General features: G+C 73.0%; 19 protein-coding genes. 7 read left to right on the forward strand and 12 right to left on the reverse strand.

The window, feature by feature from the left end; all coding sequences use genetic code 11:
- Positions 1-418 precede the first annotated feature (418 nt).
- The 6 genes from V7E46_RS04840 to V7E46_RS04865 all read left to right on the forward strand — a co-directional run bounded on the left by V7E46_RS04840 (position 419) and on the right by V7E46_RS04865 (position 10,059).
- Positions 419-3,265: a glycosyl hydrolase family 95 catalytic domain-containing protein gene (locus V7E46_RS04840; RefSeq protein WP_333767237.1), complete on the forward strand. Its 2,847-nt coding sequence runs from the start codon at positions 419-421 to the stop codon at positions 3,263-3,265.
- Positions 3,266-3,529: 264 nt separating this feature from the next.
- On the forward strand, positions 3,530-5,761 hold the full coding sequence (locus V7E46_RS04845; RefSeq protein ID WP_333767238.1) for an RICIN domain-containing protein: 2,232 nt from the start codon (positions 3,530-3,532) through the stop codon (positions 5,759-5,761).
- A gap of 123 nt (positions 5,762-5,884) precedes the next feature.
- On the forward strand, positions 5,885-6,799 hold the full coding sequence (locus V7E46_RS04850; protein ID WP_333767239.1) for an SIS domain-containing protein: 915 nt from the start codon (positions 5,885-5,887) through the stop codon (positions 6,797-6,799).
- 87 nt (positions 6,800-6,886) lie between these two features.
- Positions 6,887-7,759: a class II fructose-bisphosphate aldolase gene (locus tag V7E46_RS04855; protein ID WP_333767240.1), complete on the forward strand. Its 873-nt coding sequence runs from the start codon at positions 6,887-6,889 to the stop codon at positions 7,757-7,759.
- Between the two features lie 182 nt (positions 7,760-7,941).
- Entirely contained in the window at positions 7,942-8,742 is an 801-nt protein-coding gene (locus tag V7E46_RS04860) for a DeoR/GlpR family DNA-binding transcription regulator (RefSeq protein ID WP_329172868.1), read from the forward strand.
- A gap of 213 nt (positions 8,743-8,955) precedes the next feature.
- On the forward strand, positions 8,956-10,059 hold the full coding sequence (locus V7E46_RS04865; RefSeq protein ID WP_333767241.1) for a carboxylate-amine ligase: 1,104 nt from the start codon (positions 8,956-8,958) through the stop codon (positions 10,057-10,059).
- A 103-nt stretch (positions 10,060-10,162) separates the two neighbouring features.
- Here V7E46_RS04865 and V7E46_RS04870 read toward each other — a convergent pair whose 3' ends face one another.
- The 9 genes from V7E46_RS04870 to V7E46_RS04910 form a co-directional block, all read right to left on the reverse strand.
- Positions 10,163-10,843 carry an N-acetylmannosamine-6-phosphate 2-epimerase gene (locus V7E46_RS04870; RefSeq protein WP_333767242.1) on the reverse strand — a complete coding sequence of 227 codons (681 nt, stop codon included), beginning with the start codon at positions 10,841-10,843 and terminating at the stop codon, positions 10,163-10,165.
- On the reverse strand, positions 10,840-11,937 hold the full coding sequence (gene nagA, locus V7E46_RS04875; RefSeq protein ID WP_333767243.1) for an N-acetylglucosamine-6-phosphate deacetylase: 1,098 nt from the start codon (positions 11,935-11,937) through the stop codon (positions 10,840-10,842). The genes V7E46_RS04870 and nagA overlap by 4 nt, the downstream gene beginning before the upstream one ends.
- Positions 11,934-12,773 (reverse strand): GntR family transcriptional regulator, encoded by an 840-nt coding sequence (locus V7E46_RS04880; RefSeq protein ID WP_333767244.1) that lies wholly within the window; start codon positions 12,771-12,773, stop codon positions 11,934-11,936. Before V7E46_RS04880 ends, nagA begins: the two co-directional genes overlap by 4 nt.
- 100 nt (positions 12,774-12,873) lie before the next feature.
- Positions 12,874-13,899: an SIS domain-containing protein gene (locus V7E46_RS04885; RefSeq protein ID WP_333767245.1), complete on the reverse strand. Its 1,026-nt coding sequence runs from the start codon at positions 13,897-13,899 to the stop codon at positions 12,874-12,876.
- The gene (locus V7E46_RS04890; protein WP_443053986.1) at positions 13,896-15,137 is read right to left on the reverse strand and encodes a sugar ABC transporter permease; all 1,242 of its coding nucleotides are present in this window, start codon (positions 15,135-15,137) and stop codon (positions 13,896-13,898) included. Before V7E46_RS04890 ends, V7E46_RS04885 begins: the two co-directional genes overlap by 4 nt.
- The gene (locus V7E46_RS04895) at positions 15,134-15,946 is read right to left on the reverse strand and encodes an ATP-binding cassette domain-containing protein (protein ID WP_333767247.1); all 813 of its coding nucleotides are present in this window, start codon (positions 15,944-15,946) and stop codon (positions 15,134-15,136) included. The genes V7E46_RS04890 and V7E46_RS04895 overlap by 4 nt, the downstream gene beginning before the upstream one ends.
- Positions 15,943-16,911, reverse strand: coding sequence for an ROK family protein (locus tag V7E46_RS04900; RefSeq protein WP_333767248.1), 969 nt, complete (start codon positions 16,909-16,911; stop codon positions 15,943-15,945). The genes V7E46_RS04895 and V7E46_RS04900 overlap by 4 nt, the downstream gene beginning before the upstream one ends.
- Positions 16,908-18,023, reverse strand: coding sequence for a substrate-binding domain-containing protein (locus V7E46_RS04905; protein ID WP_333767249.1), 1,116 nt, complete (start codon positions 18,021-18,023; stop codon positions 16,908-16,910). The genes V7E46_RS04900 and V7E46_RS04905 overlap by 4 nt, the downstream gene beginning before the upstream one ends.
- 379 nt (positions 18,024-18,402) lie before the next feature.
- A complete protein-coding gene (locus tag V7E46_RS04910) occupies positions 18,403-18,951 on the reverse strand; it encodes a GNAT family N-acetyltransferase (RefSeq protein ID WP_333767250.1) in 549 nt (182 codons plus the stop codon).
- 1,188 nt (positions 18,952-20,139) lie between these two features.
- On the opposite strand from V7E46_RS04910, the gene V7E46_RS04920 reads away from it, so the two are divergent.
- Positions 20,140-20,460: a hypothetical protein gene (locus V7E46_RS04920; RefSeq protein WP_333767251.1), complete on the forward strand. Its 321-nt coding sequence runs from the start codon at positions 20,140-20,142 to the stop codon at positions 20,458-20,460.
- A 74-nt stretch (positions 20,461-20,534) separates the two neighbouring features.
- Here V7E46_RS04920 and V7E46_RS04925 read toward each other — a convergent pair whose 3' ends face one another.
- From V7E46_RS04925 to V7E46_RS04935, 3 genes are all read right to left on the reverse strand, one after another.
- Complete coding sequence (locus tag V7E46_RS04925) at positions 20,535-20,747, reverse strand: hypothetical protein (RefSeq protein WP_333767252.1); 213 nt, start codon at positions 20,745-20,747, stop codon at positions 20,535-20,537.
- A gap of 82 nt (positions 20,748-20,829) precedes the next feature.
- Entirely contained in the window at positions 20,830-21,459 is a 630-nt protein-coding gene (locus V7E46_RS04930; RefSeq protein WP_333767253.1) for a TetR/AcrR family transcriptional regulator, read from the reverse strand.
- Positions 21,460-21,790: 331 nt separating this feature from the next.
- Positions 21,791-25,939: a type I polyketide synthase gene (locus tag V7E46_RS04935; protein WP_333767254.1), complete on the reverse strand. Its 4,149-nt coding sequence runs from the start codon at positions 25,937-25,939 to the stop codon at positions 21,791-21,793.
- Positions 25,940-25,959 lie beyond the last annotated feature (20 nt).

Raw genomic sequence — 25,959 nt, forward strand, 5'->3', positions numbered from 1 at the left:
TGTTCGTTTCTGTTCGACTTCCGTGGCCATGATCGTCGGGCTGACGCCGGCGGACACCGCGCCCGGGGCCGACGCCCCGGTGACGGCAGCCGGTCCTGACGGACGTTCCCTGGCGGTGACGCCGCCGACGGGCTCACCAGCCGCGCCCGGGCCTGCGGTTCGGCATCCGCGAGGGCATCAGCGCCGGCGCCTGCGGCGGCCACCCGGGCAGTTGGGGCCACCGGGCCGGGCGACGTCCGTACGCGCAGCCGGCTGATCGGCGCCGGACCCCGGCCCAACGGCACCCACGGCCCCACCACCGGAGGCAGCCGGCAGACCGCCCGAGCCCCGTCCGGGGCGTTCAGCGAAACCGGGCCGAACCGGCAGTACCCACGGGGCCGCCGGCCCCACCCGCAGCCCCGCCGAGAGAGGAACCGCCATGTCCCCGCGTCCCGACCCCGAACCGCCCGCCTGCCCGATGCCCTCCCCGGGGATGACCCGGCGCGAAGCCCTGCGCTCCGCCTCCGTCCTGGGGGCGGTACTCGCGCTCTCCTCGCTTCCCGAGTTCACCGCCTCCGCGGCGCCTGGGACCGCGGTCACCCCGGCCGCCCTGGTCCCCGACGCCGACGCGGTCACCCTCTGGTACAGCAGTCCCGCCACCGAGTCCGTGATCATGGAGCAGGGCCTGCCGATCGGCAACGGGCGGCTCGGCGCGATGGTCACCAGCCACCCGTCGCAGGACGCGATCCACCTGACGGACGCCACCCTGTGGACCGGCGGAAGCAATCCCACGCTCGGCTCCGACGGCCAGTTCCCCTACGACACCACCGCGTTCGGCACCTTCGGGCAATTGGCCACGGCGTACCTGAACATCCCCGCGCACACCACCGCGGCGGTCTCCGGCTACCGGCGCACCCTCGACCTCAGCAACGGCCTGGCCGTCACCGGCTACTCGCTCGGCGGTGTCACCTACCGGCGCGAGGTCTACGCCAGCGCGCCGGACGACGTGGTCGTCGTCCGGCTCAGCCAGAGCGGCGGCGGCTCGTACACCGGATCGCTGTCGCTGTCCGGCACCCGTGGCGAGTCCGTCTCCGCGGACCCGGGCACCGCGAGCGTCTCCTTCAGTGCCGCGCTCGCCAACGCGCTGCGGTACGCGGCCGTCGTGAGGGTCGCCGGCACCGGCGGCAGCGTGTCGGCGTCCGGCAGCAAGGTGACGTTCACCGGCTGCCAGGAGGTGCTGCTGGTCATCAGCGGCGGCACCAACTACACCGCCGACGCCTCGACCGGCTTCAAGAACGCCACCGCCGACCCGCTCACGATCGCCCGCACGAAGGCCGGCACGGCGGCGGCCGTGGCCGGCGCCACCCTGCTGGCCGCCCATGCCGCCGACTACCAGCGGCTCCAGCAGGCCATGACCGTCAACCTCGGCGTGTCCACCGCGGCCCAGCGCGCCATGGACACCGCCGCCCGGCTCACCGCCCGCGCCGCCGCGGGTGCCGCACCCGACCCCGAACTGGAGGCGTCCTACCTGCAGTTCGGCCGCTACCTGATGATCTGCGGCTCCCGGAGCAGCCTCCCGCTGAATCTCCAGGGGCTGTGGGTGGACCGCAACGACCCCTCGTGGATGGGCGATTACCACACCGACATCAACGTCCAGATGAACTACTGGCTGCCGGACAGGACCGGTCTCGCGGGGTGCTTCGACGCCTTCACCGACTACTGCCTCAGCCAGTACCCCGTCTGGCAGGACACCACCGCCAAGCTGTTCGACGACACCCGCAACGGCTTCCGCAACACCTCGGGCAAGCTGGCCGGGTGGACCGTCGCCATCTCCACCAACCCCTTCGGCGGCAACGGCTGGTGGTGGCACCCGGCGGGCAGCGCCTGGCTGTCCAACGCGCTCTACGACCACTACGCGTACACGCAGGACACCGCCCACCTGACGAGGATCTACCCGCTGCTCAAGGGCGCCTGCCAGTTCTGGGAGGCCCGGCTCGTCACCGTCGCGGTCACCGGCGCCGACGGCACCGCCCGGCAGGTCCTGGTCGACGACCACGACTGGTCGCCCGAGCAGGGTCCCACCGACGCCCGGGGCATCACCTACGCCCAGGAACTCGTCTGGCAGCTCTTCCAGAACTACCGGGCCGCGGCGGCGGCGCTCGGCAAGGACAGCGGTTACGCGGCCACCGTCGCCGGCCTCCAGAGCCGGCTCTACCTGCCCCAGGTCAGCGCCACGACGGGCTGGCTGGAGGAGTGGATGACCGACGCCAACCTCGGCGACACGGCGCACCGGCACCTGTCGCCGCTGATCGGTCTCTTCCCCGGCGACCGGATCAGCCTCCAGGACTCCCCCGCGGACCTGGTCGCCGGGGCCACCGCCCTGCTGACAGCCCGGGGCATGGCCAGCTTCGGCTGGGCCAGCGCCTGGCGGGCGGCCTGCTGGGCCCGGCTGAAGAACGCCGACAAGGCGTACCAGCTGGTCCAGGCGGTGATGAAGCCGTCGGTGAACCACAGCAACGGCACCGGCATCAACATGTTCGACATGTACCAGCTGGGCTCCACCAGCTCGGTCTTCCAGATCGACGCCAACTTCGGGACGCCCTCGGCGATGGTCGAGATGCTGGTGCAGTCCCGCCCGGGACGTATCGAGCTGCTCCCGGCGCTGCCGTCCGCCTGGGCGGCGTCGGGGGCCGTGACCGGCATCGGTGCGCGCGGGGGATTCAGCGTCGATGTGGCCTGGAGCGCGGGCCAGGCCACCAGCGCGACGGTACGCGGCAGGGCCGGCGCGACCACCACCGTCGTCGCCGGGGTCTGGAGCCGGCAGGTCACCCTCCCCGCCGCCGGTGCGGTGACGGTCGCGCCCACGGCCGTCGGCCAGGTCGTCAACCGGCTCAGCGGGAAGGCCGCCGACATCTCCGGCGGGTCCACCGCGGCGGGCGCGGCGCTGATCCAGTACACCCCGGGCGGGGGCGCCAACCAGCGCTTCCGGTTCGTCCCCACCGGCGGCGGCATCTTCCGGATCGCGTGCACACATGACGCACTGGCATGGGACGTCTCCGGCGGCACCACCGCCGACGGCGCCAAGGTCGTCCAGTGGCCCCCCTCGGACGCCGCCAACCAGCAGTGGAGGCTCACCGAAACCGGCGACGGCTACCTGACGATCGCCTGTGTCCGCAGCGGCAAGGTCCTCGGTATCACCGGCGCGGCGACCACCGACCTCGCCACGGTGGAGCAGCAGACCGCCAACGGCACCGCCGGCCAGCAATGGAGATTCGTCCCCGCCTGAGCCGCGGCCGGCAGCGTCCTGAGCCCCTTGACGGTGGACCACGGCACTGACATCTTGCTCGAAGGCGTTCGCACGATGCCCGTTTGAACCATCTCCACGCACGTGATTGGCATTTCGCGGCACAACGGCTTCCGCCGTACCCCTGGGCACAGCACCGCACCGGCCACCCGGACGCCGGCGGGCCCGGCCGGCCACTGCCAGCGACCGGCTCCCCACTCCCCCGCCTGGCCGAGGACCGTGTCCCCCACGAGAGAAGGAACGACCTTGTCCTTTATTCGACGACTCATCGTCGCGGGCACCACAGGAGCCCTGGCCATGGCGGGCGGCAGCACACTGGCCGCCTCCACGGCGTCGGCGGCACCGCCCACGAGCGGCTACACGGTCACCGTCGGATCGTCCGGCTCCTGGACCCACCCGACCGACACCCCGGCCAGTCCCTACCTCGACAAGGACGGCACCTTCTACTTCCAGCAGTCCGCCGCCCTGTACGGCGCGAGCGACCCGCGGTACTGGGACTTCTTCACCGGTGCGAACCTCGACACCGCGACCCGGTCCAGCACGATCAGCAACGCCGTCAACCCGTCCAACTCCAGCGACAGGAACAACGACACCACCTGGCGGTGCAACAACAGCCCCACCGGCCGGACCGCGACCGCCGCCCCCTCCGGATCCGGTTACGCGCAGAAGAACTACTGCGACCTGTCCGGAGTGTGGGTCGATCCCGACACCGGCGACTGGTACGGCCTGGTCCACAACGAGTTCACCCCGCAGCCGTTCGGCGACGGGCTCCACTACGACGCCATCGACTACGCCGTCTCGACGGACCAGGGCATGACCTGGACCGTCAAGGCGCACGTCATCACGTCCCCGTACAGCACCAAGCGCGGGGACACGACGGCCTTCCCCAACCAGACGTACTCCTACGGCGACGGCGACCAGCGCCTGCTGGTGGACACCGCCTCCGGGTACTTCTACGCCTACTACGGCTCACGCGTGGTGGACAAGAACGGCGGCTGGAAGGCGTTCTACGAGCACGTGGCGCGGGCCCCGATCTCCGGCAAGATGGCGCCCGGCTCCTGGCAGAAGTGGTACGACGGGGCCTGGTCGCAGCCCGGCGCGGGCGGCAAGGAGAGCAACCTGGTGCCGGCCGCCAGCGCCACCAGCACCGGCTACACCCCCGCCTCGGCCGAGTACGACCCGGCCAATACCGGCAGCGTCGACCAGCAGGTCGCGGCCGGCAAGGCCCCGCCGACGTCCCCGCTGTTCGTCATGGACGTCACCTACGACGCGTACCTCGGCCTCTACATCGGCGAGCCGCAGGCGGTCGACCAGAGCGGCAACGCGCCGCAGCAGTTCTACGCCACCGACGACCTGTCGACGCAGAAGTGGTATCTGCTCGGCGACACCGGCAGCTACACCGACGCCTCCTGGTACCGCTGGTTCATCGACAGCGCGAACAAGACCGGCTCCGGCATCGTCGGCAAGTCCTTCCGCTCCTACTGCTCGTTCGGCTGCGCCGCGGGCGCCTCAGGTACGTACGCCAACATCACCATCGACGCCGCCGAGCCCGCCGCGTCGCCCTTCGATCCGGCGAAGTCCTACCGGATCGCCAACGGAAACGGCCGGGTGCTCGCCCAGGCGTCCGGCGGTTCCGCCACCACCTCCCTGCCGGCCGCCACCGGATCGGCGCTGGAGGCGTGGTCCTTCACGGGCAACGGCGACGGCTCCTACCGCATCGCGAACTCCGCCACCGGCCAGCTGCTGGGCGTACCCGCCACGTCGAGCGCCACCCGGGCCTGGGGCACCGCCCCCACCGTCACCACGGCCGCACCGGGCGGCCCCACGGTCGGCCAGCAGTGGTTCGTCATTCCCGGCACGTCCGCGGGCGGCGCGGCGGCCGGCACCTATCGGCTGGTCAACCGCTACAGCGGCCTGGTCATCGGCCTGTCCGCCGACACCGCCAGGACCGCCGAGACCACCCCGGCGCGGTATTGGACCAACAGCACGGGCAGCAGCGTCGGCGGATCCCGGACCGCCGCCGAGCAGACCCTGACGATGACCGCGGTCGGCACCGCACCGCCCGGCGGCCTCAACGGCACCCACACCCTCCTGACCGGCGGCAAAGCACTCGACGACCCCAACCACAGCACGGCGGCCGGCACCCAGCTCGCCCTCTGGGGCGCCAACGGCGGCGCCAACCAGAGTTGGCGGTTCACCTCGCAGCCCGACGGCTCCTACCAGCTGGCCAATGCCGAGTCGGGGCTCTGCGCCGATGTCAGCGGCGGCGCCACCACGGCCGGCGCCCGCGTCATCCAGTGGAACTGCACCGGCGGCGCCAACCAGCGCTGGACCCTCACCCAGCAGTCCAACGGCACCTACACCGTGAGGTCCGCGCAGAGCGGACTCCTGCTCACCGCCGCCGCCGCCACCGACGGCGCCCTCGTCACCCAGCAGCCCGACACCGGCTCCGCCCTCCAGCGATGGGCGGTCAGCTGATCCGGGGCGACGGACAGCGATCCCGGCCATTCATGCAAGAGAATGCTTGATGTAGTCTCTCTTCAAGCAGAAACGATCAGAGCATGTGCTGTGGTCGCCGCCATGCGCACCGAGGAGAGCCCGATGCCGCCCACTGACTCCGCGACCACCGCCGAGATCGTCAGCCAGCCCGAGTGCTGGCAGCGGGCAGCAGCGATGGTCCCGGCAGCGGCCGGGCAGCTGCCGGGCGAAGGCGAGCGGGTCGCGGTGGTCGGCTGCGGCACCTCCTGGTTCATGGCCCAGTCGTACGCGGCGCTGCGCGAACAGCGCGGGCACGGCGAGACGGACGCCTTCGCCGCCTCCGAATTCCCCTTCGGGCGCCGCTACGACCGGGTGCTGGCCATCACGCGGTCCGGCACCACCACCGAGGTGCTGCGGGCCGCGGAAAGGCTGCGCGCCGCCGGCGTGCCGGTCACCGCGATCACCGCGGACCCGCACACCCCGGTGGCGGCCGCCGTCGACCAGGTCGTCGTACTGGACTTCGCCGACGAGCGGTCCGTGGTGCAGACCCGCTTCGCCACCACCGCGCTCGCCCTGCTCCGCGCGCACCTCGGCGAGGACCTGAGCCGGGCCGTCGCCGACCTCGGGCCGGCCCTCGCGCAGGACCTGCCCGCGGACCTGGTCGCGGCCGAGCAGTTCACCTTCCTCGGCACGGGCTGGACCTGCGGCCTGGCCCAGGAGGCGGCGCTCAAGATGCGGGAGGCCGCCGGAGCCTGGACGGAGAGCTACCCGGCGATGGAGTACCGGCACGGGCCGATCAGCATCACCGGTCCCGGCCGGGTGGCGTGGGTCCTCGGCGCGCTGCCCGAGGGCCTGGCCGCCGATGTCGCCGGTGTCGGCGGCCGGTTGGAGGCGGGCTCGGCGGCGGACGGCGGCGGCGCGCTCGACCCGCTGGCCGACCTGGTGCGGGTGCAGCGGCTGGCGGTGGCCATCGCCGAGAGCAGGGGCTACGACCCGGACCGTCCGCGGAACCTGACGCGTTCCGTCGTTCTGGCCTGAGCCCTCGCGGCCCCGCACCGTGCCGGACGACCACCGACCACCCGCCGGCAGCCCACGACCCGCTGCCGCTGCCACCGTGAGGACGCCATGACCACCGCCGCCACCGCGGACCTCGTCACCGCCGCCCGGGCCGCCGGCCGCGGCGCCGCCGCGTTCAATGTGATCACCCTGGAGCACGCCGAGGCGATCACGGCCGCCGCCGAGGCCGCCGCGCTGCCGGTGATCCTCCAGATCAGCGAGAACGCGGTGGCCTACCACGGCGGCCGGCTGGAACCGCTGCTGGCCGGTGCGGCGGCGGTCGCCCGCGCGGCCTCGGTCCAGGTAGCGCTCCACCTGGACCACGTGCAGAGCGAGCAGCTGCTGCGCGCGGGGGTGGCCGCCGGGGCGGACTCGGTCATGTTCGACGCGTCGCGGCTCGCGTACGGCGAGAACGTCCGCGCCACCGCCCGCGTCACCGAGTGGGCGCACGGGCACGGCGTGTGGGTGGAGGCCGAGTTGGGCGAGGTGGGCGGCAAGGACGGGGCGCACGCACCCGGTGTCCGCACCGACCCGGTCGAGGCCGCCGCCTTCGTGGCCGCGACCGGGGTGGACGCGCTCGCTGTCGCCGTCGGCAGTTCGCACGCGATGACGCGGCGCTCGGCCCGCCTCGACCACCCGCTGATCGCCGCGCTGCGCACGGCGGTTCCCGTGCCGCTGGTCCTGCACGGGTCCTCGGGGGTGCCCGACGGGGAGCTGCGGCAGGCGGTGGCCGCGGGCGTGGTCAAGGTCAACATCGGTACGGCCCTCAACGTCGCCTTCACCGCGGCCGTACGCGAGCAGCTGGCCGCGCAGCCCGCCGCCGTCGACCCGCGGCGCTATCTGCGGGCGGCGCGCGAGGCGATGTCCGGCACCGCGGAGCACCTGCTGCGGGTGGTCGCCGGTGAGCCGGCCCGGCTGACCACCGCCGCGGACCGGGCATAGGCCGGCGCGAAGGCCGCGCTCCGCGCGAGCGCGCCCGCCGGCACCGGACGTTCCGGTCGTAAAAGTGATCACTCATGCATACTGCACAGGTGCAACGTGGCAGATGACGGCGGCGCGACCCGCTCCGTAGCCGGGTGTGCGACGCTGGCCACTCGCAGATCGCGTGATGAGGGAGCAGGTTCGTGTCCAAGGACGCCCGCTGGGCCGCGCTGTTGGATCTGCTGGCCGAGAAAGGCCGGCTGGAGGTCGAAGAGGCCGCGAGCGACCTGAACGTCTCGACCGCGACGATCCGCCGGGACCTGGACCAGTTGGCGGAGCAGCGGATGCTCAACCGCACCCGCGGCGGCGCGGTGGCCCACGGTGTCTCGTACGAGCTGCCGCTGCGCTACAAGACCTCCCGGCACGCCCCCGAGAAGCAGCGCATCGCCCAGGCCGCCGCCGCACTGGTGGAAGTGGGCGAGGTGGTGGGTCTCACCGGGGGAACGACGACGACCGAGGTGGCCCGCGCGCTGGTGCTGCGCGGTGACATGGCCGTCGACGCCACGGGCGGGATCGGCCGCCAGCCGACGCTGACCGTGGTGACCAACGCGTTGAACATCGCCAACGAGCTGGCGGTCCGGCCGCAGATCAAGACCGTCGTCACCGGCGGGGTCGCCCGGCCGCTGTCCTACGAGCTGACCGGCGCGCTGGCCAGCGGTGTGCTGCGGGAGATCACCCTCGACGTGACGGTGCTGGGCATCGGGGCGATCGACGCCGAGGAGGGCGCCTTCGCCCACCACGAGGACGAGGCGAGTATCAACCGCCTGCTCGCCGAGCGGGCCCAGCGGGTGATCGTCGCCGCCGACTCGTCGAAGATCGGCAAGCGCGCCTTCGCGAAGATCTGCGACATCTCGACCGTGGGCACGCTCGTCACGGACCAGGACATCCCGCCGGGCGCGGCAGCGCGCTTCGAGGACGCGGGCGTCGAGGTCGTGATCGTCTGACGCGGTACGCGCCCGCGCATCTCTGCCCAGCGGGCGCCGCTCCCCCGCGCCCTCCTCGCGCCTGTCCCGCTCCTCGCCGGGGCCGACGAAACTCCCGCCTCACCAGACGCATTTATTGCCCTCCGTGGCAGCATGGTGACTATGGATGGTGAAGCCGATGGCGCCGCGAGCGTGAAAGGCCGCCTTCCGGGCAGCCGTGGCCGTGCCGGCGCGGTGACCCAGGATCTGCTGACCGTCGGGGTGGAGGAGGAGTACCTCCTGGTCGATCCGGTGTCCCGGGAGCCGAGCCCGCAGGGGCCCAAAGTGGTGGAGCACGCCTCCTCCCTCGGACTGGGCGAGCGGGTCACCAAGGAGCTGACCTGCTATCAGGTCGAGACGCGGACCGATCCGCACCTCGGCATCGACCCTCTCGGCGAGCAGATCCGATCCGCGCGGGCCGTCGTCGCGACCGCTGCCGCGCGGGAGAACCTGCGCATCATCTCCAGCGGCTCCCCCATACTCGGCCCGCCGGTTCCGCCGCTCTTCTCGGACGGAGCCCGCTATGCCGAGAGCGTCGCGGCCTTCCGCGCCCTGGACGACGAGCAGATCGCCTGCGCCTGCCACATCCACGTCGGCATCCCCGACCTGGCCCGCGCGCTCCAGGTCAGCAACCACCTGCGTCCCTGGATCCCCTCGCTGATCGCACTGTCGGCCAACTCCCCCTACTGGGAGGGGCGGGACACCGGCTACGCGAGCTGGCGCACCATGACCTGGGCGCGCTGGCCGGTGTCCGGTCCCCCGCCGTACTTCGAGTCCCCGGCGCATTTCGACGACCTCGTCAGCCGCGGCATCGAGGCCGGGGCCGTCATGGACCGCGACCGCGTGTACTGGGACATCAGGCCCTCCAGCCATGTGCCGACCCTGGAGGTCCGGGTCGCCGACGCCGCCACCACCGCCGACGAGACCCTGCTGCTCGCCGCCGTCGTCCGGGCCATGGCCGCCACCGCGCTGGAGGAGATCGACGCCGGGGAGCCGGCGCCGCGTCCGCAGCCGGAGATCCTGCGCGCGGCCTGCTGGCGCGCCGCACGCGACGGCCTGGCCGGGCAGAGCGTCGATCTGCCCTCCGCGCACCTGATCCCCGCGCCGGCGCTGGCCGAACGGCTCCTGACGTGGATCCAGCCCGCCCTGCGACGCCACGGCGATACGGATCTCGTACGCGCCGGCTGGTCGCGGCTGCGACGCGGCAACGGGGCCGAACGCCAGCGCGCCGCGTACAGGCGCCGCGCCAGCCTCCTTGACGTCGTGGACCACCTGATCGTGTCCGCGGCGCCGAGCTGAGCCGCTTCCGTCCCGCAGGACCAGGACCAGGACCAGGACCAGGATCCGGTCCCGGCCGGGGAGCCCCTGCCGCGGGGCTCCCGGCCGGGGTCCATGTACCGGGCTACGGGGCTGTCGCGCAGGCCGCGCCGGCGAAACGGGCGGTCAGCCAGACGGGGTCGGCGATGGCCGAGCCGACCACGACGGCGTGGGCGCCGGCGTCCATGGCCGCGCGTACGTCGTCCAGCGTCGAGTAGCCGCGCTCGGCGACGACCGGCACCCCGGCGCCGGCCACGAGGGTCGCCACGAGCCCGAGGTCGGGCAGCGGGCCGGTGTTCGCCTTGGCGGGGTAGCCCATCGTGGACGAGCTGACGATCGCGGCGCCCGCCGCCACGGCGGTACGCGCGTCGTCGATCCCCGGCACTCCCGCCTTGACCGGCCTGCCGAGTGCGACGAACGACGCGACCAGCTCGGCCAGGTCCTGCCCGTCGTGGCGGCGCGCCGCCGAGTCCGCCTCCAGTTCGACAACGTCGGCGCCGGCGTGCACCAGTGCGGCCGCGTGCTCCAGCGTCGGTGTGATGCGGACGGCCCCGCCGTGCGAGCCGTCGATGTTCACGGCGAGCACGGGGAAGCCGGGGAGGGCGCGTTTGACGGCGCGCACGGCGTCCGGGCCGTCCACCTTCACGGCGACGGCGCCGCCGGCCTGCGCGGCGGCGGCGAGCCGGACGGCGTCCTCGGTGCTCTGCCAGGGCGACTGCGGTGACGGGGTGAGCGAGACGATCAGCCCGCGGGGAAGGAGGTTCACGCCGCGAACTCCTCTCCGCTGACCAGGACGCGCTCGACGGCGACGTTCTCGTCGGTCACGATCAGGTCGGCCGGGCCGCCGAGGGTGAGTTCGCCCGCGCCGGTGAGCCCGTAGAAGCGGGCGGGCGCGCGGCTGGCCAGGTTGACCGCGCGGTCGATCGGCCAGTCGTGCTCGACCAGTTTGCGCACCTGCTGGAGCAGCGTCACCGTGCTGCCGGCGAGGGTGCCGTCGGGCAGGCGCGGCACCCCCTCGGTGACCGTGACGGTGAAGCCGCCCACGGTGAAGTCGCCGTCGCCCGCCCCCGCCGGGGACGCGGCGTCGGTGACGAGCATGACGCGGTGCCCGGCGGCCTTGAGCGCGAACAGCGAGGTCTCACGCGCCAGGTGGATGTCGTCGGCGATGAGCTGGATGGCGACCTCCTCCCGGTTGAGCGTCGCGCCCGCGATGCCGGGGGCGCGGTGGCTGAACGCGATCATCCCGTTGAAGAGGTGCGTGACCGCGCGGGCGCCCGCGTCGAAGGCCGCGTACGCGGTCGCCGTGTCGGCGCCCGAGTGCCCGGCCTGCACGATCACCCCTTCCCCGGCGGCCCAGGCGATCAGCTCCAGCGCGCCGGGCAGTTCGGGGGCGACGGTGATCGTACGCAGCGGCCCGGCGTCCAGGAACCGCCGCACGATGCCGATGTCGGGGTCGCGGAGGTGTTCGGTGCGGTGCACGCCGCGGTGGTGCGGGGACAGGAACGGTCCTTCGGCGTGCACGCCGACGACCTTCGCGCCGCGCAGCGCCGACTCCTGGAGCTTGCCGAGCACCCGGAGCTGGCGGACGACGTTGTCCTCGGAGTCGGTGATGACGGTGGGCTGTACGTGGAGGACGCCGTCCCGGGCGAGCGCCGCGAACGCCCGCTCGAAGTCCTCGGCCGCCGCGTCGTTGAAGTCGACCCCGCCGTAGCCGTTGACCTGGAGGTCCACCAGGCCGGGCAGGACGTAGCCCCTACCGGTCGACGGCAGGCCGGCGCGTACCAGCCGTCCGTCGTCCACCTCGATGTCGCCCTTCACCCAGGCGCCGGCGATGACGGCGCCGCGTGCGGAAACTCTCATGGGTACAACCTCGCTATATGGGGAACGGCGCCGCGGCCGGTCGGCTCCGCGGCTTGGGGGCGGTACGCACCGCCGGGATGGCCCTGGAGGGTGGCGCGGAAGCGGTAGCGGTCGCCGCGGTAGACGCTGCGGCACCACTGCACGACCCGGCGGTTCTCGTCGAAGGTGGTCTGGACGATCTCCAGGACGGAGCCGCCCGGAGCAAGGCCGAGGCTCTCGGCGATCTCGGCGCTCGCGTCGCGCGCCTCGATGACGCAGTCGGCTCTGACCGCGTGCAGGCCGTACTGCTCGGCGAGCGTGCCGTACAGGGAAGCGGTCGAGAAGTCGTGCTCGCCCAGGCCGGGCGCCAGGCCCTCGGGGACGAGGGAGAAGTCGATCAGGGTGGGGATGCCGTCGAGGTGCCGCAGCCGCACCAGTTCCACAAGGGGGGCGCCCGGCGCGATGCTCAGCAGGTCCGCCTCGTCCAGCGAGCTGGCCCGGGTGAGGCACTTGAGCACTTTCGAGCTGGAGGTCAGGCCGTTCGCGGCCGCGAGGTCCGAGAAGCTCACCAGCCCGGTGGCGCCCTCCTCGATCGAATCCGCCTCGTACCCGGCGGGCCGGAGCGAGGCCGGCGCGGACGTCTCCGCCGGCACCCACCGGGCGCCCGCGACGACCTTGACCAGGCCGGCGACCTCCAGATCCTTCAGCGCCTGGCGGACGGTGACCCGGCTGACGTCGAACTGCTCGGCGAGAACCCGCTCGGAGGGCATCCTCGAACCGGGCGCGATCACCCCCGACTCGATGCGTTCCCTGAGGTGTTGCGCCACCTTGCGGTGCAGTGCTGGCGAAGTAGACATGACCCCGATTGTGTCCGTTGGAGTTGAGTGAGAAGGACGTATTGGGCGGCCCGTGCCGCGCGGCGCGGAGGCGGTCGTCCGGCGGCCGGGCCGGTGGCGGCTATTCGCCGTCGTCGAGCTTGGTGCCGGTGTCGAGGAAGAGGAATTCGTCGGGATCGATCCCCCGCGCCCGCGCCGAGCGCAGCGCCACCTGTTGCAGCAGCGCGGCCACGAAGACCGGTATCTCCAGCGGGCTGTGCGCCTCGATCGGTACGACCAGGGTCCGCTCGCCGTGGGTGACGGGCGTGCCGGTACGCAGCTCGACGATCTGGCGGCCGAGCGAGCCGAGGGCCCGGACGATCTGCCCGTCGTCGGGACCGTCGAGAACGATGTGCAGGGTCGAGGGGTGGGTCGACTCCATCAGCCCGTGCAGATACTGCCGCGTCTCGAAGGACGCCGCGGGCACCCGGGTCACCTCGCGCAGCAGCAGCGCGCCGCCTTCGGCCACACCGTGCTGGTCCGCCGGCGCGACCAGGTCGATGATCGACGCGGCCGACAGGAGGCCCGCGATCTCCTCGGCCCGCTCGGAGGTCGCCGTGCGGAATTCTGCCAGCCGCTCCCCCAAGCTGAGCCACGACGCGGACGGTTCGCCGTCGGTCCAGGTCTCGGCGAGCATCGACACGGCCATCACCGAGGCGGTGAACCCGATGGTCGAGGCGAGGCTGTCGGGCAGGTCGCCGAGGGTGAGCACCGAGTCGGCGGCGGCGGCCATCGGCGAGTCGGTGACGTTGACGACCGCGAGCTTGCGGCCCGGGGCCGCGCGCATCACGTCGACCGTCTCGCGGCTGCGGCCCGACTGGGACAGCGCGACGAGCGTGGCGCTGTCGTCGAACGGACCCGCCTCGGCCGCGTTGAGCCGGACGCTGGGGATACCGCGCGCCGACAGGTGGGCGACCGGTGCGGCGAGCGCCGCGAGGCTCGCGCCGATGCCGATGAACGTGGCCTGGGCGGGCCGGCCGACGAGGGCCGCCGCGGCGAGCGCCCGCTCGCGCAGCACCGGGGCGATCCCGGTGAGCCGGCCGGCCTGGCCGAGCACCCCCTCCTCGAAGGGGACGAAGCCCTGTCGCAGAAACGCGTTGACGCTCATCGGCCGCTAGCCGCCCTTCCCCGTCGCGCCAGGGAATCGATCACGACGGCGGCGACGAGGACAGCGCCGGTGATCACGTACTTGACGGCGGAGGTCTGGTTGAGCAGATCCATGCCGTTGGACACCGCTCCGATGACGAGCATGCCGAGCAGTGCGGAATACGCGCTGCCGCGCCCGCCGAACAGGCTGGTGCCGCCGATGACCGCGGCGGCGATCGCGTTCAGCAGGATGTCGCTGCCGCCGCTGGCCTGGTTGACCGCGAACAGTCGCGAAGCGGCGAGCACACCGCCGAAGGCGGCGAGCGAGGAGGCGATCGTGAAGGCGATGACCTTGACCGTGCCGACCTGGATGCCCGCGCGCCGGGCCGCCTCGGCATTGCCGCCGACGGCGAACAGCTTGCGGCCGAACGTCGTGCCGCGCAGCAGTACGTCGACCAGCACCACGAGCCCGACGAAGATGATCAGCGACAGGGGGATGCCGTGCCACTGCGCGAAGACGATCGTCGCCGCGAGGATCACGACCGTGACCACGGACGCGCGTACCAGGCCCCCGGCGAGGGGCCGCACGGAGAGTCCGCGCTCGCGCCGCCGCCTGGCGGTGAGGAAGGTCGTGCCGAACGCCGCCACCGCGTAGACGACGGCGATCACGTAGCCGATCCACGCGGGGAGCGTGGTGTTGGCGAGCGAGGCTATCGCGCCGTTGTAGGGGATGTTGATCGTGCCCTGGTTGCCGAGGACCAGGAGCTGGCCGCCCTGCCAGGCGAGCAGGCCGCCCAGGGTCAGGACGAACGACGGGACGCCGAGCTTGGTGAAGATGAACCCGTGGAAGAGGCCTATCGCGGCGCCGAAGACGATCGCCAGGACGATCGCCAGGACCGGCGGCCAGCCCATGTTGATGCTCAGCACGACCATGGAGGCGGAGGTGATGCCGCTCACCGATCCGGCGGAGAGGTCGATCTCCCCGATGATCAGGACGAACACGATGCCGAGCGCGATGACGCCGGTCGAGGCGATCTGCAGGCTCAGGTTGGAGAGGTTCTGCGGCGAGAGGAACCGCCCGTTCGCGATCTGGAAGACCAGCGAGATGACGATGAGGCCGAGGATGACGGGCAGCGGCCCGAAGTCGCCGGTACGCAGGTGCTGGACGCGCTCGCGCAGCCAGTTCCCCTCCGTCGGCGGCTCCGGTGGCAGGACGCCGGGCTGGGTGAGTCCGGTGGCGGTGTCGGTGGTCACGGTCATCCTTCCTCGGCCCGGTCGCGGCGCCGCTTCCGGCGCTTGTGGGCACTGCTGTCCGCGACGCCCGTGATGGCGGCGACGACCTGCTCCTCTGTGGTCCCCTCGACGGGGAATTCGGTGACGCTGCGCCCGAGCCGCAGGCAGACGATCCGGTCCGCCACGTCGAAGACGTCGGCGAGGTTGTGGCTCACCATGAGGACGGCGTGCCCCTCGGCTCGCAGCCGCTCGATGAGTTCGAGGACTTCGGCGGTCTGCTCGACGCCGAGCGCGGCGGTGGGCTCGTCCAGGATGACCAGCCGCGGGTCGCCGAGCAGGGACCGCGCGATGGCGACCGACTGGCGCTGGCCGCCCGAGAGCGACGAGACGGGTGCGCGCAGGTCCTTGATCCTGACGGAGAGCCGCTTGAGCAGGTCGACGGCGACCTGCTCCATGTCGAGCGCGCTCAGGAAGCCCCCGTGGTGCTTCTCGCGCCCGAGGAAGAGGTTGGCGACGATGTCGAGGTTGTCGCACAGCGCGAGGTCCTGGTAGACCGTTGCGATTCCGAGGCGCGTGGAGTCGGTGGGCTTGCGCGGGGACACCTGCTCGCCGTTCACCGTCATGGTGCCGCCGTCGCGGGGGTGCGCGCCGGCGATCGTCTTGATCAGGGTGGACTTGCCCGCCCCGTTGTCGCCGACGAGCGCCACGACCTCTCCTACGGCGACGCTCATGCTGACGTCGCTGAGCGCCTGCACGGCGCCGAAGCTCTTGCTGATGTGCTCCAGTTCGAGCACGGGCGGCGGACTGTCTCCTGCCTTTTCAACGGTCGAAGTCATCGGCGGTCTCCTTTCATGCTGCGTCGGTCCGCCGCGGCGGCGACCGCGGCCGGCTGGGCGAGGTGCCACGCGGCCGCGCCGGCGAGGCCGGCGTCGTCACCGCACCGGGCGGCGCGTACCTCGACGTCCCAGGAGACGTGCGAGGCCGCGGTGTCGCGGATGCGACGGTCCAGTTCGTCGAGAAGGTGGGCGCCGGCCGCGCGGGCGAGCCCGCCGCCGACCACCAGCACGTCGGGCGAGACGACGTGGCACAGCAGGATCGCGGCGGCGGACGCCACGTCGGCGATGTCGGCGAGGGCGCCGGACGCCAGCTCGCGGGCGTGCCGCTGTGGTGGGGCGGTGCCGGTCCCGGAGGACAGCTCGGTCAGGGCGCGGTAGTCGACGTCCCTGCCGAGTTCGCGCGAGACCTCGCGCACCCGCTGCCCGGAGCCGAGGTCCTCGATCATCGGGCGCCCGGCGCCGAACAGGTGCAGGAACCCGATCTGGAAGCCCGACACGCGTCCCGACAACACGCGGCCGTCGCTCACGACCGCCGCGCCGACCCCCGTCGAGAGGGTGAGGTACGCCGTCGTCCCGGTGGTGGCTCCGGCGCCGTAGTACGCCTCGCCGATCGCGGCCAGCTCGGCGTCGCCGGCCAGCTCGACGGCCAGTCCTGTGACGTCGCCCAGGTGCGCGGCCGACAGGCGGCCGAGGTCGGCGGACGGCAGATTCCGCGCCACGTGCAGACGGCCCTGGAGGTGGTCCACCCGCCCCGGCAGGCCGACGACCGCCGAGACGGCGTCCGTACCGGCCGCGATCCGGGACATGAGGTCGGCGACCTGCTCGTGCGCCGCACCGTGCCGGACGGGCTCCTTGAGCCGGGCGGTCAGGGCCCCGCTGCGGTCGACGAGCGCCGCGCGGACCGTGGTACCGCCCAGGTCGACTGCCACGACCTGGGCGGCACCGCCGGTGGGCAACGAGGTCACTTGGCGAGTCCTGCCTTGGCGCATGCCTTCTTGTAGTCGGCCGTGCAGATCTGGCCGACGGTCAGATACCCGCTGTCGAGCAGGATCTCCTTCATGTTGTCCATCGTCACGGCGATGGATTGCAGCAGGTAGGCGGGCACCTTGCTGGCGCCGTCGTCGATGGTGCCGTTGAGCAGGTCACCGTCGGGCTTCTTCCCGGTGGCGAGCGCGGCGGCGGCCTTGGCGCCGATCCGCGCCTCGGTCTCGACCGGCAGGTACGTGCTCTCGTACAGGTCGCCCGCGACCATGTTCTGGATCGCGTCGAGCTGGGTGTCCAGACCCGTGACGGGCGGCATCGGGGTGACGCCCGCGCTCTTGAGCGCGGCGACGACACCGGTGGCCATGCCGTCGTTGCCCGCGTAGACCCCGGCGATGTTGGCCGCGCCCAGCTTGGTGATGGCCTGCTGCATCTGGTTCTGCGCGTTGGCGGCCGACCAGCCCTTGGTGTCGTACTCGGCGGCGACCTTGAAGCCGGACTTGTCGACGGCGCTGTGCGCGCCGTCCTTCTCCGGCTTGGCGCCCGAGTCGACGGGGTCGCCGTTCATCATGACGACGTTGCCGGAGGTCCTGCCGTCCTTCTTCAGCTTGTCGAGCAGCGACTGCATGCCGACGGCACCCTGCTGGACGTTGTCGAACTTCACCCCGTAGTCCACGCCCGCGCTGTAGATGACGCGGTCGTAGCTCATGGCCTTCGCACCCTGGCGGCGGGCGCTGGCGACCACGGCCCCTGCGGCCTTGGAGTCGACGGGGTCGATCACCAGCACGCTCGCCCCCTCGGTCAACGCCGACTCGGCCTGGCTGAGCTGCTTGCCGGCGTCCCCGGCCGCGTTGTAGTAGCGGAGCTGGCATGTGGGGCAGCTCTCCGCGAGCTGCTTCTCGAACGTCGGCTTGTCCCGCGCCTCGTACCGGGCCGTGGCGTTCTCCGGGAGCAGCAGCGCGACGATCGGCTTCTTGGACTTGCCGCCGCCGGAGCTCCCGGTCGAGCCGGGCGCCCCGTCCGTGCCGCCGGAGCCGCCCGACGAGCACGCAGCGAGTACGAGGGCTCCAGCCGCGGCCACGCCCGCAACGGCCATGCGTCTGCGGCGTGAATGAGAAGTAACGTTCATAGGAGTTTCGTCCACCTCTGAGCCATTTGTAGCGGGGTGAGTTCACTCACGTTAAATCTGGTAGCAACCACTGGTCAACCCTTTGGTATCACGGCTCGGTAACCTAAATAGACCACTGGTATTACTCAGCCGTGGCCAGGGAATCTCCACCCGCCCAGCCGCAAGTCCCCGCGGCGGAACGACCTCCACGCCCGCCGTGCCCCTCATGGGGGACCCGCGCCTGCCTGCCTCTGGTCCGAACCAGCGGTCCCATGCCATGACGGTCCGCCGCTCCCCATGCCGCGGAGACCGTGCCGCCGGCGCGGTCACGGCCTGCGCGCTGCGGCCTCGGGGATCCGGCGCGAGGTCAGGCGGACGGTGTGGCCGGGGACCGCAGGCCGAACCATTGCTCGGCGGCGTACTCCTCGAACCGGTCCGCCTCGGTGAAGCCCAGCTTCGCCGCGAGGCGCATCGAGCGGCCGTTGGCGGTCTGGGTGGTGAGCACCACCGGCTCGCCGGGGAGCGCGTCGGCGAACCAGTCGAGTGCCGCCGCGCACGCCTCGGCGGCGTATCCGTGTCCCCACGCCTCCGGCAGGAACATGTAGCCGAGTTCGGCCTCGCCGGCCTCCGGACGGATGTGCCCAGGACGCGCCGCGCCGCGCCGGTCGAGCGTGACGATGCCGATCATCGCCCCGTCGAGGTCGACCACGAAAAGGCCGGGGCGCCGCCGGGGCTCGGCGGGCACCGCGCGCTCGAACTCGGCACGCGGCCGAGGGCCGCCGATGTACGTACCCACCTCAGGCGAGGTGAACAGCTCGATGATCGCCGCCCGGTCCCGGGCCTCGGGCTCCCGGAGCACGAGCCGCCCGGTCCTGATCGGGGCAGGCGGCCAGGCGACGGGGCCGAGTCCAGTCATGGCGGGCAACCTACCGCAGGCCCTCGTACGACCGGCTCGTGGCCGCGGGCGGCCAGGACGGCGACGAGGAGCGAGCCTCCGGGGCCTTTCCCCGCCGTGGACGCCGCACGGTCACAACGTGGGGGAGGTCGCTCCCGCCGGAATCGCGCCCGGTAGTGGGCGTAGCCGGCGCATACGAAGTAGGCGATCACCGCGGCGTTGGCCGTGACGGCGAACCCGGCGTATCTGAGTCCGGCGACGAGCCCCACTACCGCGTCACGCTGACGGCGCCGCGCGGGTACGAGCCGTGCGAGCTGGCCGGCTCGCCCACCGGCCTGCGGTTCTCGCACGACGGCACCGACAGCGGAATCACCGCCGGCCGCCACGGCAACCAGCGGACCGCGGTGGCCTTCGGCCCGGGCCGCCCGGTGCACTTCGACATCCAGGTCCCCAGCGGCGGCCCCGGCACTACTGCGGACGAGGCCGCGTTCGCACTCCGGGCCCCGGACGGGGAGATCCCCGGCACCTCTTACGCCGAGGGCACGCTCACGGTGGCCGCCGGCCCCCTCGTCGGCCCTGTCCGGAGCGGCGCCTGGCCTCGGGCCCGTGAGAGGCCGAGCCCTCGGCGGTCAGTCGCACCGGCCGCAGGGGTTTCCGCACGGTCTGGGTGTCCTCCCTGATGGTCGCCCAGGCCCGGGAAGTACGCCTCACCGCGGCCCTGCCCCATCTGCGGATCGCCGACCGCGCGGTCGTGCTGCGCACGACGGCACGTCCGGGACCAGCGATCCGGCCTACAGCGCCGTCACGACCATCCTGTAGCACCGGCGGCGCCGCGAGTCGGACACTCGTACGCGTCGTGCGGCTTCGGGACCGGTCCCGCGGCGGGTGGGTTTGGCTGTGCGCATGATCCGCCTGCCCTCCGCGGCCCCAGACCGTTCCCTCCCGCTCACCCGGGGACCCCTCGTCCGCGCCGCGCTGTCCGCGGCCGTGGCCGCCGTCCTCGTGTCGTGCGGGCCCGACAGCTCCGCCAGTTCCGACAGCGCGGGCCGTACGACACCGGCGTCCCGCACATCGCCCTCGGCCGCGCCCACGTCCGCCGGCCCGTCGCCCACACCCACATCCGCCGGCCCCTCGCCCGCCCCGACACTGCCCGACCCGGCGGACGGCACGCATACGGATCGGTGCCGGGACGGACGCTGCGAGGTCCGGGTGACCCAGGGCGCCACCATTCCGGTGCCCGAGCGGTCCGGCGTCGGCCGGATCACGGTGACCGAGGTCGGGGACCACGCGGTCATGCTGACCGCACCGATGATCACGTCGCAGTTCTCCTCCGACGGCGGGTGCGAGATGACCATCACCGGTCCGTCGGAGTACGCCGCCGGCTTCATGGACCTGACGTGCGACGCGGGCGCGAACGGGGGCGTCAACAAGCTGCGGCTCCAGGTGGTCGGCGTCGTGGGCGAGGCCGCCGTGCTCCGCGTCGGCCTCGCGGCCTCGGACGCCGACGCATCGGGCGCCGGCGCGGTGTGACCGGGCATTCGGCCGCGGGGCGGAAGTCCCCAGCCGCACCGGACCGTCGTGCATGCGCGGCACGTTGGCCGGTTTCAGGTGGCCGTGCGCCCGTCCGGCGCCGTGCAGGTGCGCCAGCCCCTCACAGATTTACCGACGGTACGGAGCGCGTCGGGCAGCGGGCGGCCGGCGGCACGTCGCAGCGTGTCCGCCGCCGACCCGTCGGCGAGTTCCGCCATCGGCACGCGGGAGCCCTCGATCTGCGGTGCCTCGGAGTCGCCGACGGTCAGTGTCCCGTGGAGCCGCACGATTCGCGGGTGCGCCGGCCGCTCGTACAGCCGGACCTCACGGCGTACCGGACCGGCGGCCGGGTGGTCCGAACGGCAGGCCTCAGCGGGCCGGGGGCGGGGTCATGCCTTCGAGGAGCAGCCGCAGGACCTGCTGGAGTTCGTCGGCCAGGGAGGTCCCGAGGGTGTCGGACGGCCGGTGCGCCCAGCGGTAGAGGGCTCCGAGGTAGACGTCGCGCAGGACGTTGCCGACGCTGATCGGGGACATGCAGGGGGTCAGCTCGCCGCGGTCCACACCGCTGTCGACGATCTTGGCGAACACCTCGGCGACGTAGGGCTCCTCGAATATCGGCCGGCCCGCCTTCACCCAGGCAGTCAGCATGGCGGCGGTGAGCCGGGGCTCCTCCTGGTTGATCCGGACGAGTATCGCCATGCACTGCTGGAGCCGAGCGACCGCGCTGGGAGTGAACGCGCCGTACGCGTCGAGGCCGGTCACCAGAGCGGTGCGCCTGCGCTCGCCCCAGGCCGCGATGATGTCTTCCTTGCGCTGGAAGTAGTTGAAGAAGGTCCCCCGCGCCACGTCGGCGCGCTCCGCGATCTCGTCGATCGAGGTGTGGTCGTACCCCTTCGCCACGAAAAGCTCGACCGCCGAGGAGTAGAGGCGTTCCCTGACCCGCTGCTTGTTGCGTTCCCTGCGGCCGACCTGCGGCGGCGGCGTCGCACGCGAGCCCATTGCGTCCCTCCCTGTTCGGTTGAGTCGGTCAAGCCTGAGTGCACGATCGGACGGCACGGGGGCACCCGAGCCTGTCGGACCCGTCCGGGCAGGGACGTGCACGTCTATGGCCCGGCCGGTCCGCATGCATTTTTTATACCACAGTGCAACTTTAACCGCCGCTCATATTGTCGTACGCAGATCGAAACATGGCGGTCACCCGAGGGAGACGTCCGCCCGGGTGGCGGGACTCCCCCGGGCGGGGCCGGCCCGGCAGGTGACAGCCCGGCAGGGCGAGGCCAGGCAGGGCCGGGACGAAGTGCCAGGTGTGGCGGGCGCGTTCGGGGCGCCGCTAGGGAGCGGACTCCCCTCGCGCGCCGGGCCGGGCCAGGCTCTCGCGCAGGCTGGCGACGCTCTCGGCGCCCAGCAGCCGCCCGGCGGTGACCTCGACGCCGTGGCTGCGGCGCAGGCGCAGCCGGAGCTGGGAGGCCATCAGGGAATCGAGGCCGAGTTCGCGGAGCGAGCGCCGCTCATCGATGTCCGAGGCCGGCAGGCCGAGCAGCGCCGCGGAGTGTTCGAGGAGCGATTCCGCGGCGGCGTCCGCCTCGTGGGACGGGGAGCGGGGCCGGGAATCGGCACGGGAGCGCGGGCGCGGAAAGCCCGCGGGCTCCGTCGCGGGCGTCCGGCGGACGGGCGCGGGTGCCTGGTGGCGGTCGCCGAGTGCCGTGGACGCCGCCCGTTCCGGGTCGTCGCAGGGAGCCGCGGCCGGGCGCAGGAGGTTGCTGAGGAAGCCCGCCCCGAGGGGTTCCGCGATCCTCCTGACCACACTGGCCAGCGGCCCCACGTACGGCCGGGCGAGCGCCGACACGAGCGCGGGCACGGAGACCGGCGCGGCGCTCACCCGGGGTTCCGGCGCGAGGCGCCGCATGCGGATGCCGGAGAAGCTCGCCAGGACGCGCCGGTCGGGTGCGATCAGCACGACGTCGGCGAGGAAGCCGGCCGCGCCGCCGCCGGGCCGTACCGTGGCCAGGCTCCAGAAGTCCGGTTCGGCCTCGGCGTGGAAACGGACCGCCTCGAAGGAGACGGGAACGTGGGTGTGGTCGTCGCCGGCCGCCGTCGCCCCCGGCCGGGCCGCCAGCAGGGCCTGGAGTCCCGCCTCCCAGCCGAGGCGCGGCAGGGGCTGCTCCAGCCGTACGTGCGCGACCGCCTCGCCGTCGCACCGCCACAGATGCTGCACGCCCCGCATCGGCTCCCGGATGTCGAACCCGTGGCGCCGCGCGAACCGGTGGAAGTCGCGGGCCCCCAGGTAGTCCCGGCACCGGGCGAGCGCGGCGTCGAGGAGGTCGGGGGCCGCCGGTCCGCCGCCGTCCGTCCCCGCGGGTCCGGCCGGGACGAGCCGGCCCGAGGTGCAGAGCACGGGAGCGGCCCCGCCCGGCAGTGAGGCGTGCACCGTCACCGCGCGGGCGTCCCCTCCGCCGTCCAGCGCCACTTGAAGCGTCATGTCACCTGCCGCTTCGACGGGCAGGTGGGCGTCCCCCAGCGTGACGTCCCGCAGTTCGAACCGTGTGCCGGGATCGCCGTCCTCCGCGGTCTCGATCATCGCCGCGAGATACACCACGGGTGGTACGGGCGCGACACCGCGGATCGCCACTCCCCCGCCCCAGCCGCCGGACCCGCCCCAGGAAGCGAGGTCGATGTGCCGTACGCGGGCGCCGCCGGAGCGCCGTGCGGCCACCGGTCCTGCCGTCTCGCGCCGGAACTGCACCGTGTCCCAGGAGTAGGTGGGGAGCGACGGTACGTGCCGCGGGCCGCCGCCGTACCAGCGCCGCCAGTCCACCCGGGCGCCCTGTGCGAAGAGGCGGCCGGCCGCCCGCGCCATGTCCGCCGGCTCGTCGCAGGCGCGGTGCAGCGAGGCCACCGCGGCGGCGGCACCGGGACGGCCCGGGCTGTCGGCGTGGCTGCGGTGGTCGGCCGAGCCGGGAGAATCCCCGGGGCCGTCCGCCAGCGTGTCATCGATGGCCGCGACAAGCACCGGGTGCGGGCTGATTTCGAGGAAGACGCTGTCCGCCTCCCCGGCCGCCTTCCGTACGGTGTCGGCGAAGCGCACGGGTCTGCGCAGGTTGTCCATCCAGTAGGCAGCGGTCAGTTCGGGCCCCGGGACCGCGGTGCCGTAGACGGTGGAGAGCATGTCCGTCGCGCCGGGGGCCGGGGAGAGCCCGGCCAGTTCCCGCAGCAGGTCGTCGCGCAGGGCGTCCATCTGCGGCGAGTGCGAGGCGACGTTGACCTTCACGGGGCGGCACAGGATGTGGTCCCGCTCCAGTTCGGCGCGCAGTACGCCGAGGGCGGCGGGGTCGCCGGCGAGCACCGTGGTGGTGGGCGCGTTCTCGACAGCGACGCACACGGCTTCGGCGTACGCCTCGGCGTATTGCCGCGCCGTGGCCGCGGGCAGTTCCACCGCGAGCATGGCGCCACGGCCTGCCGTACGCTGCATCAGCCTGCTGCGGCGGCAGATCACCGCGGCGGCGTCGTCCAGGGACAGGGCGCCGCAGACGTGGGAGGCCGCGGCTTCGCCCATGCTGTGGCCTACGCACAGATCCGGCTCGACGCCGCGTTCACGCCAGGCGGCGGCGAGCGCCACCTGCACCGCCCACAGGACGGGCTGGACGGTGTCCACGTCGGCGGGGAGTTCGGCGTCGCCGGACGTCAGCCGGTCCAGCACCGACCAGCCCAACTCCTTGCGCACGGCCCGGTCGCACGCGTCCATCACCGTACGGAAGGCGGGCGAGTCGCAGTAGAGGGCCCGGCCCATGCCCGTCCACTGCGACCCCTGTCCCGAGAAGACGAAGACGACACGCCTGTCGCCGGACAGGCCCGCCTCCCCGGTGCCGCCGTCGGGGATCGCCGCGCCGTCGGCGAGGGCGTACAGCCGTTCCGACAGCGCGTCGTGGTCGCCGCCCACCGCCCACAGCCGGTGCGGGTGGGCGTCGCGGCCGGTGGCGGCGGCGGAGCAGATGTCGCCCAGGGGGTGGGGGCGCCCGGCTCCTGACGGGCCGAGGTAGGCCGCGTAGTCGCGCGCCAGGCGGCGCAGGGCCCCGGGCGTCCGCGCACTGAGCAGCAGCAGGTGGGCACCCGCGTCCGTGGCGGCGCCGCGGGCGGCGGGCACGCGCGCAGGGGAACGCCGCCGCACAGGCCCGGGCACGTGGGCGCCGACGACCAGATGGGCGTTGGTCCCGGACAGGCCCAGCGAGCTGACCCCGAGCAGAGCGCGGGAACCGGTCGCGTCCAGCGGGCTGTTCCGGGTCACCACGCGGACCGGGAAGCCGTCCTGCGCGAGCAGGCTGTGCGGCCGGTCAAGGTGCAGCGACGCGGGGATGAGGCCGTGCCGCAGGATCAGCGCCGCCTTGAGCAGTCCCGCGATGCCGGCCGTGGCCTCGGTGTGGCCGAGGTTGGTCTTGACCGACCCGGTCAGCAACGGCCGGTCGGCCGGCCGCCCCGGACCGGCGGAGTCGGCCAGCGCGCGCAGTTCCACCGCGTCCCCGACCTGGGTCCCCGTGCCGTGCGCCTCCACGTAGTCGAGTTGGGCGGGTGTGATGCCGGCGCTGGCGCAGGCCCGGCGCACCGCTTCGGCCTGGCCCTCCACGGAGGGCCGGATCAGCAGCCCGCTGGCCGCGCCGTCGTTGGTGACCGCGCTGCCGCGCAGGACCGCGTGCACGGGGTCCTTGTCGCGCAGCGCGTCGTCCAGCCGTTTGAGCACGACCGCGCCCACGCCCTCGCTGCGGACGAACCCGTCGGCGCCGGCGTCGCCGAACCGGCAGCGGCCCCCGGGAGAGAGCATGGCGCCCTGCGAGTAGGCGATGGAGTCGTGCGGGGACATGATGAGGTTGACGCCCGCGGCGATGCACAGGTCGCTCTCGCCGGTGAGCAGGCTCTGCCGCGCCGCGTGCACCGCGACCAGCGACGAGGAGCAGGCCGTGTCCAGGACGAGGCTCGGCCCGCGCAGGTCGAGGGCGTAGGAGACGCGGCCGGCCGTGACGGCGCGCAGCCGGCTGCCGACCATGCCGCGTACGTCGGGTTCGTGGGCCACGGGGTCGGTCTCCGCGTGCTCGGCGGTCGCCTGCCCGACGAACACGCCGCCCCGGGTGCCCGCGAGGAGCGAGGGGCGTATGCCGGCCGACTCCAGGGCTTCCCACACGACGTGCAGCAGCAGCCGCTGCTGCGGGTCCATGACGCGTGCTTCCACCGGTGAGATGCCGAAGAAGGCCGCGTCGAAGCCGAAGGGGTCGGTGAGGAATCCGCCGTGCCGGGACACGGTCCGGCCGGGGGTCATGGGAGCGGGGTCATAGCAATCGCCGACGTCGAAGCGTTCGTGCGGGACCCGCGTCACTGTGTCGGTGTTGGCCACGAGCACGTCCCACAGGACGTCGATGTTCCCTATTCCGGGGAATCGGCAGCCCATGCCGACGACGGCGACGGGCATGGAGGGCAACTGTTCTGCGCACATGGAGGACTCCAGGCTTCATG

Source organism: Streptomyces sp. IBSBF 2435 (assembly GCF_036815005.1).
Classification (GTDB): Bacteria; Actinomycetota; Actinomycetes; order Streptomycetales; family Streptomycetaceae; genus Actinacidiphila.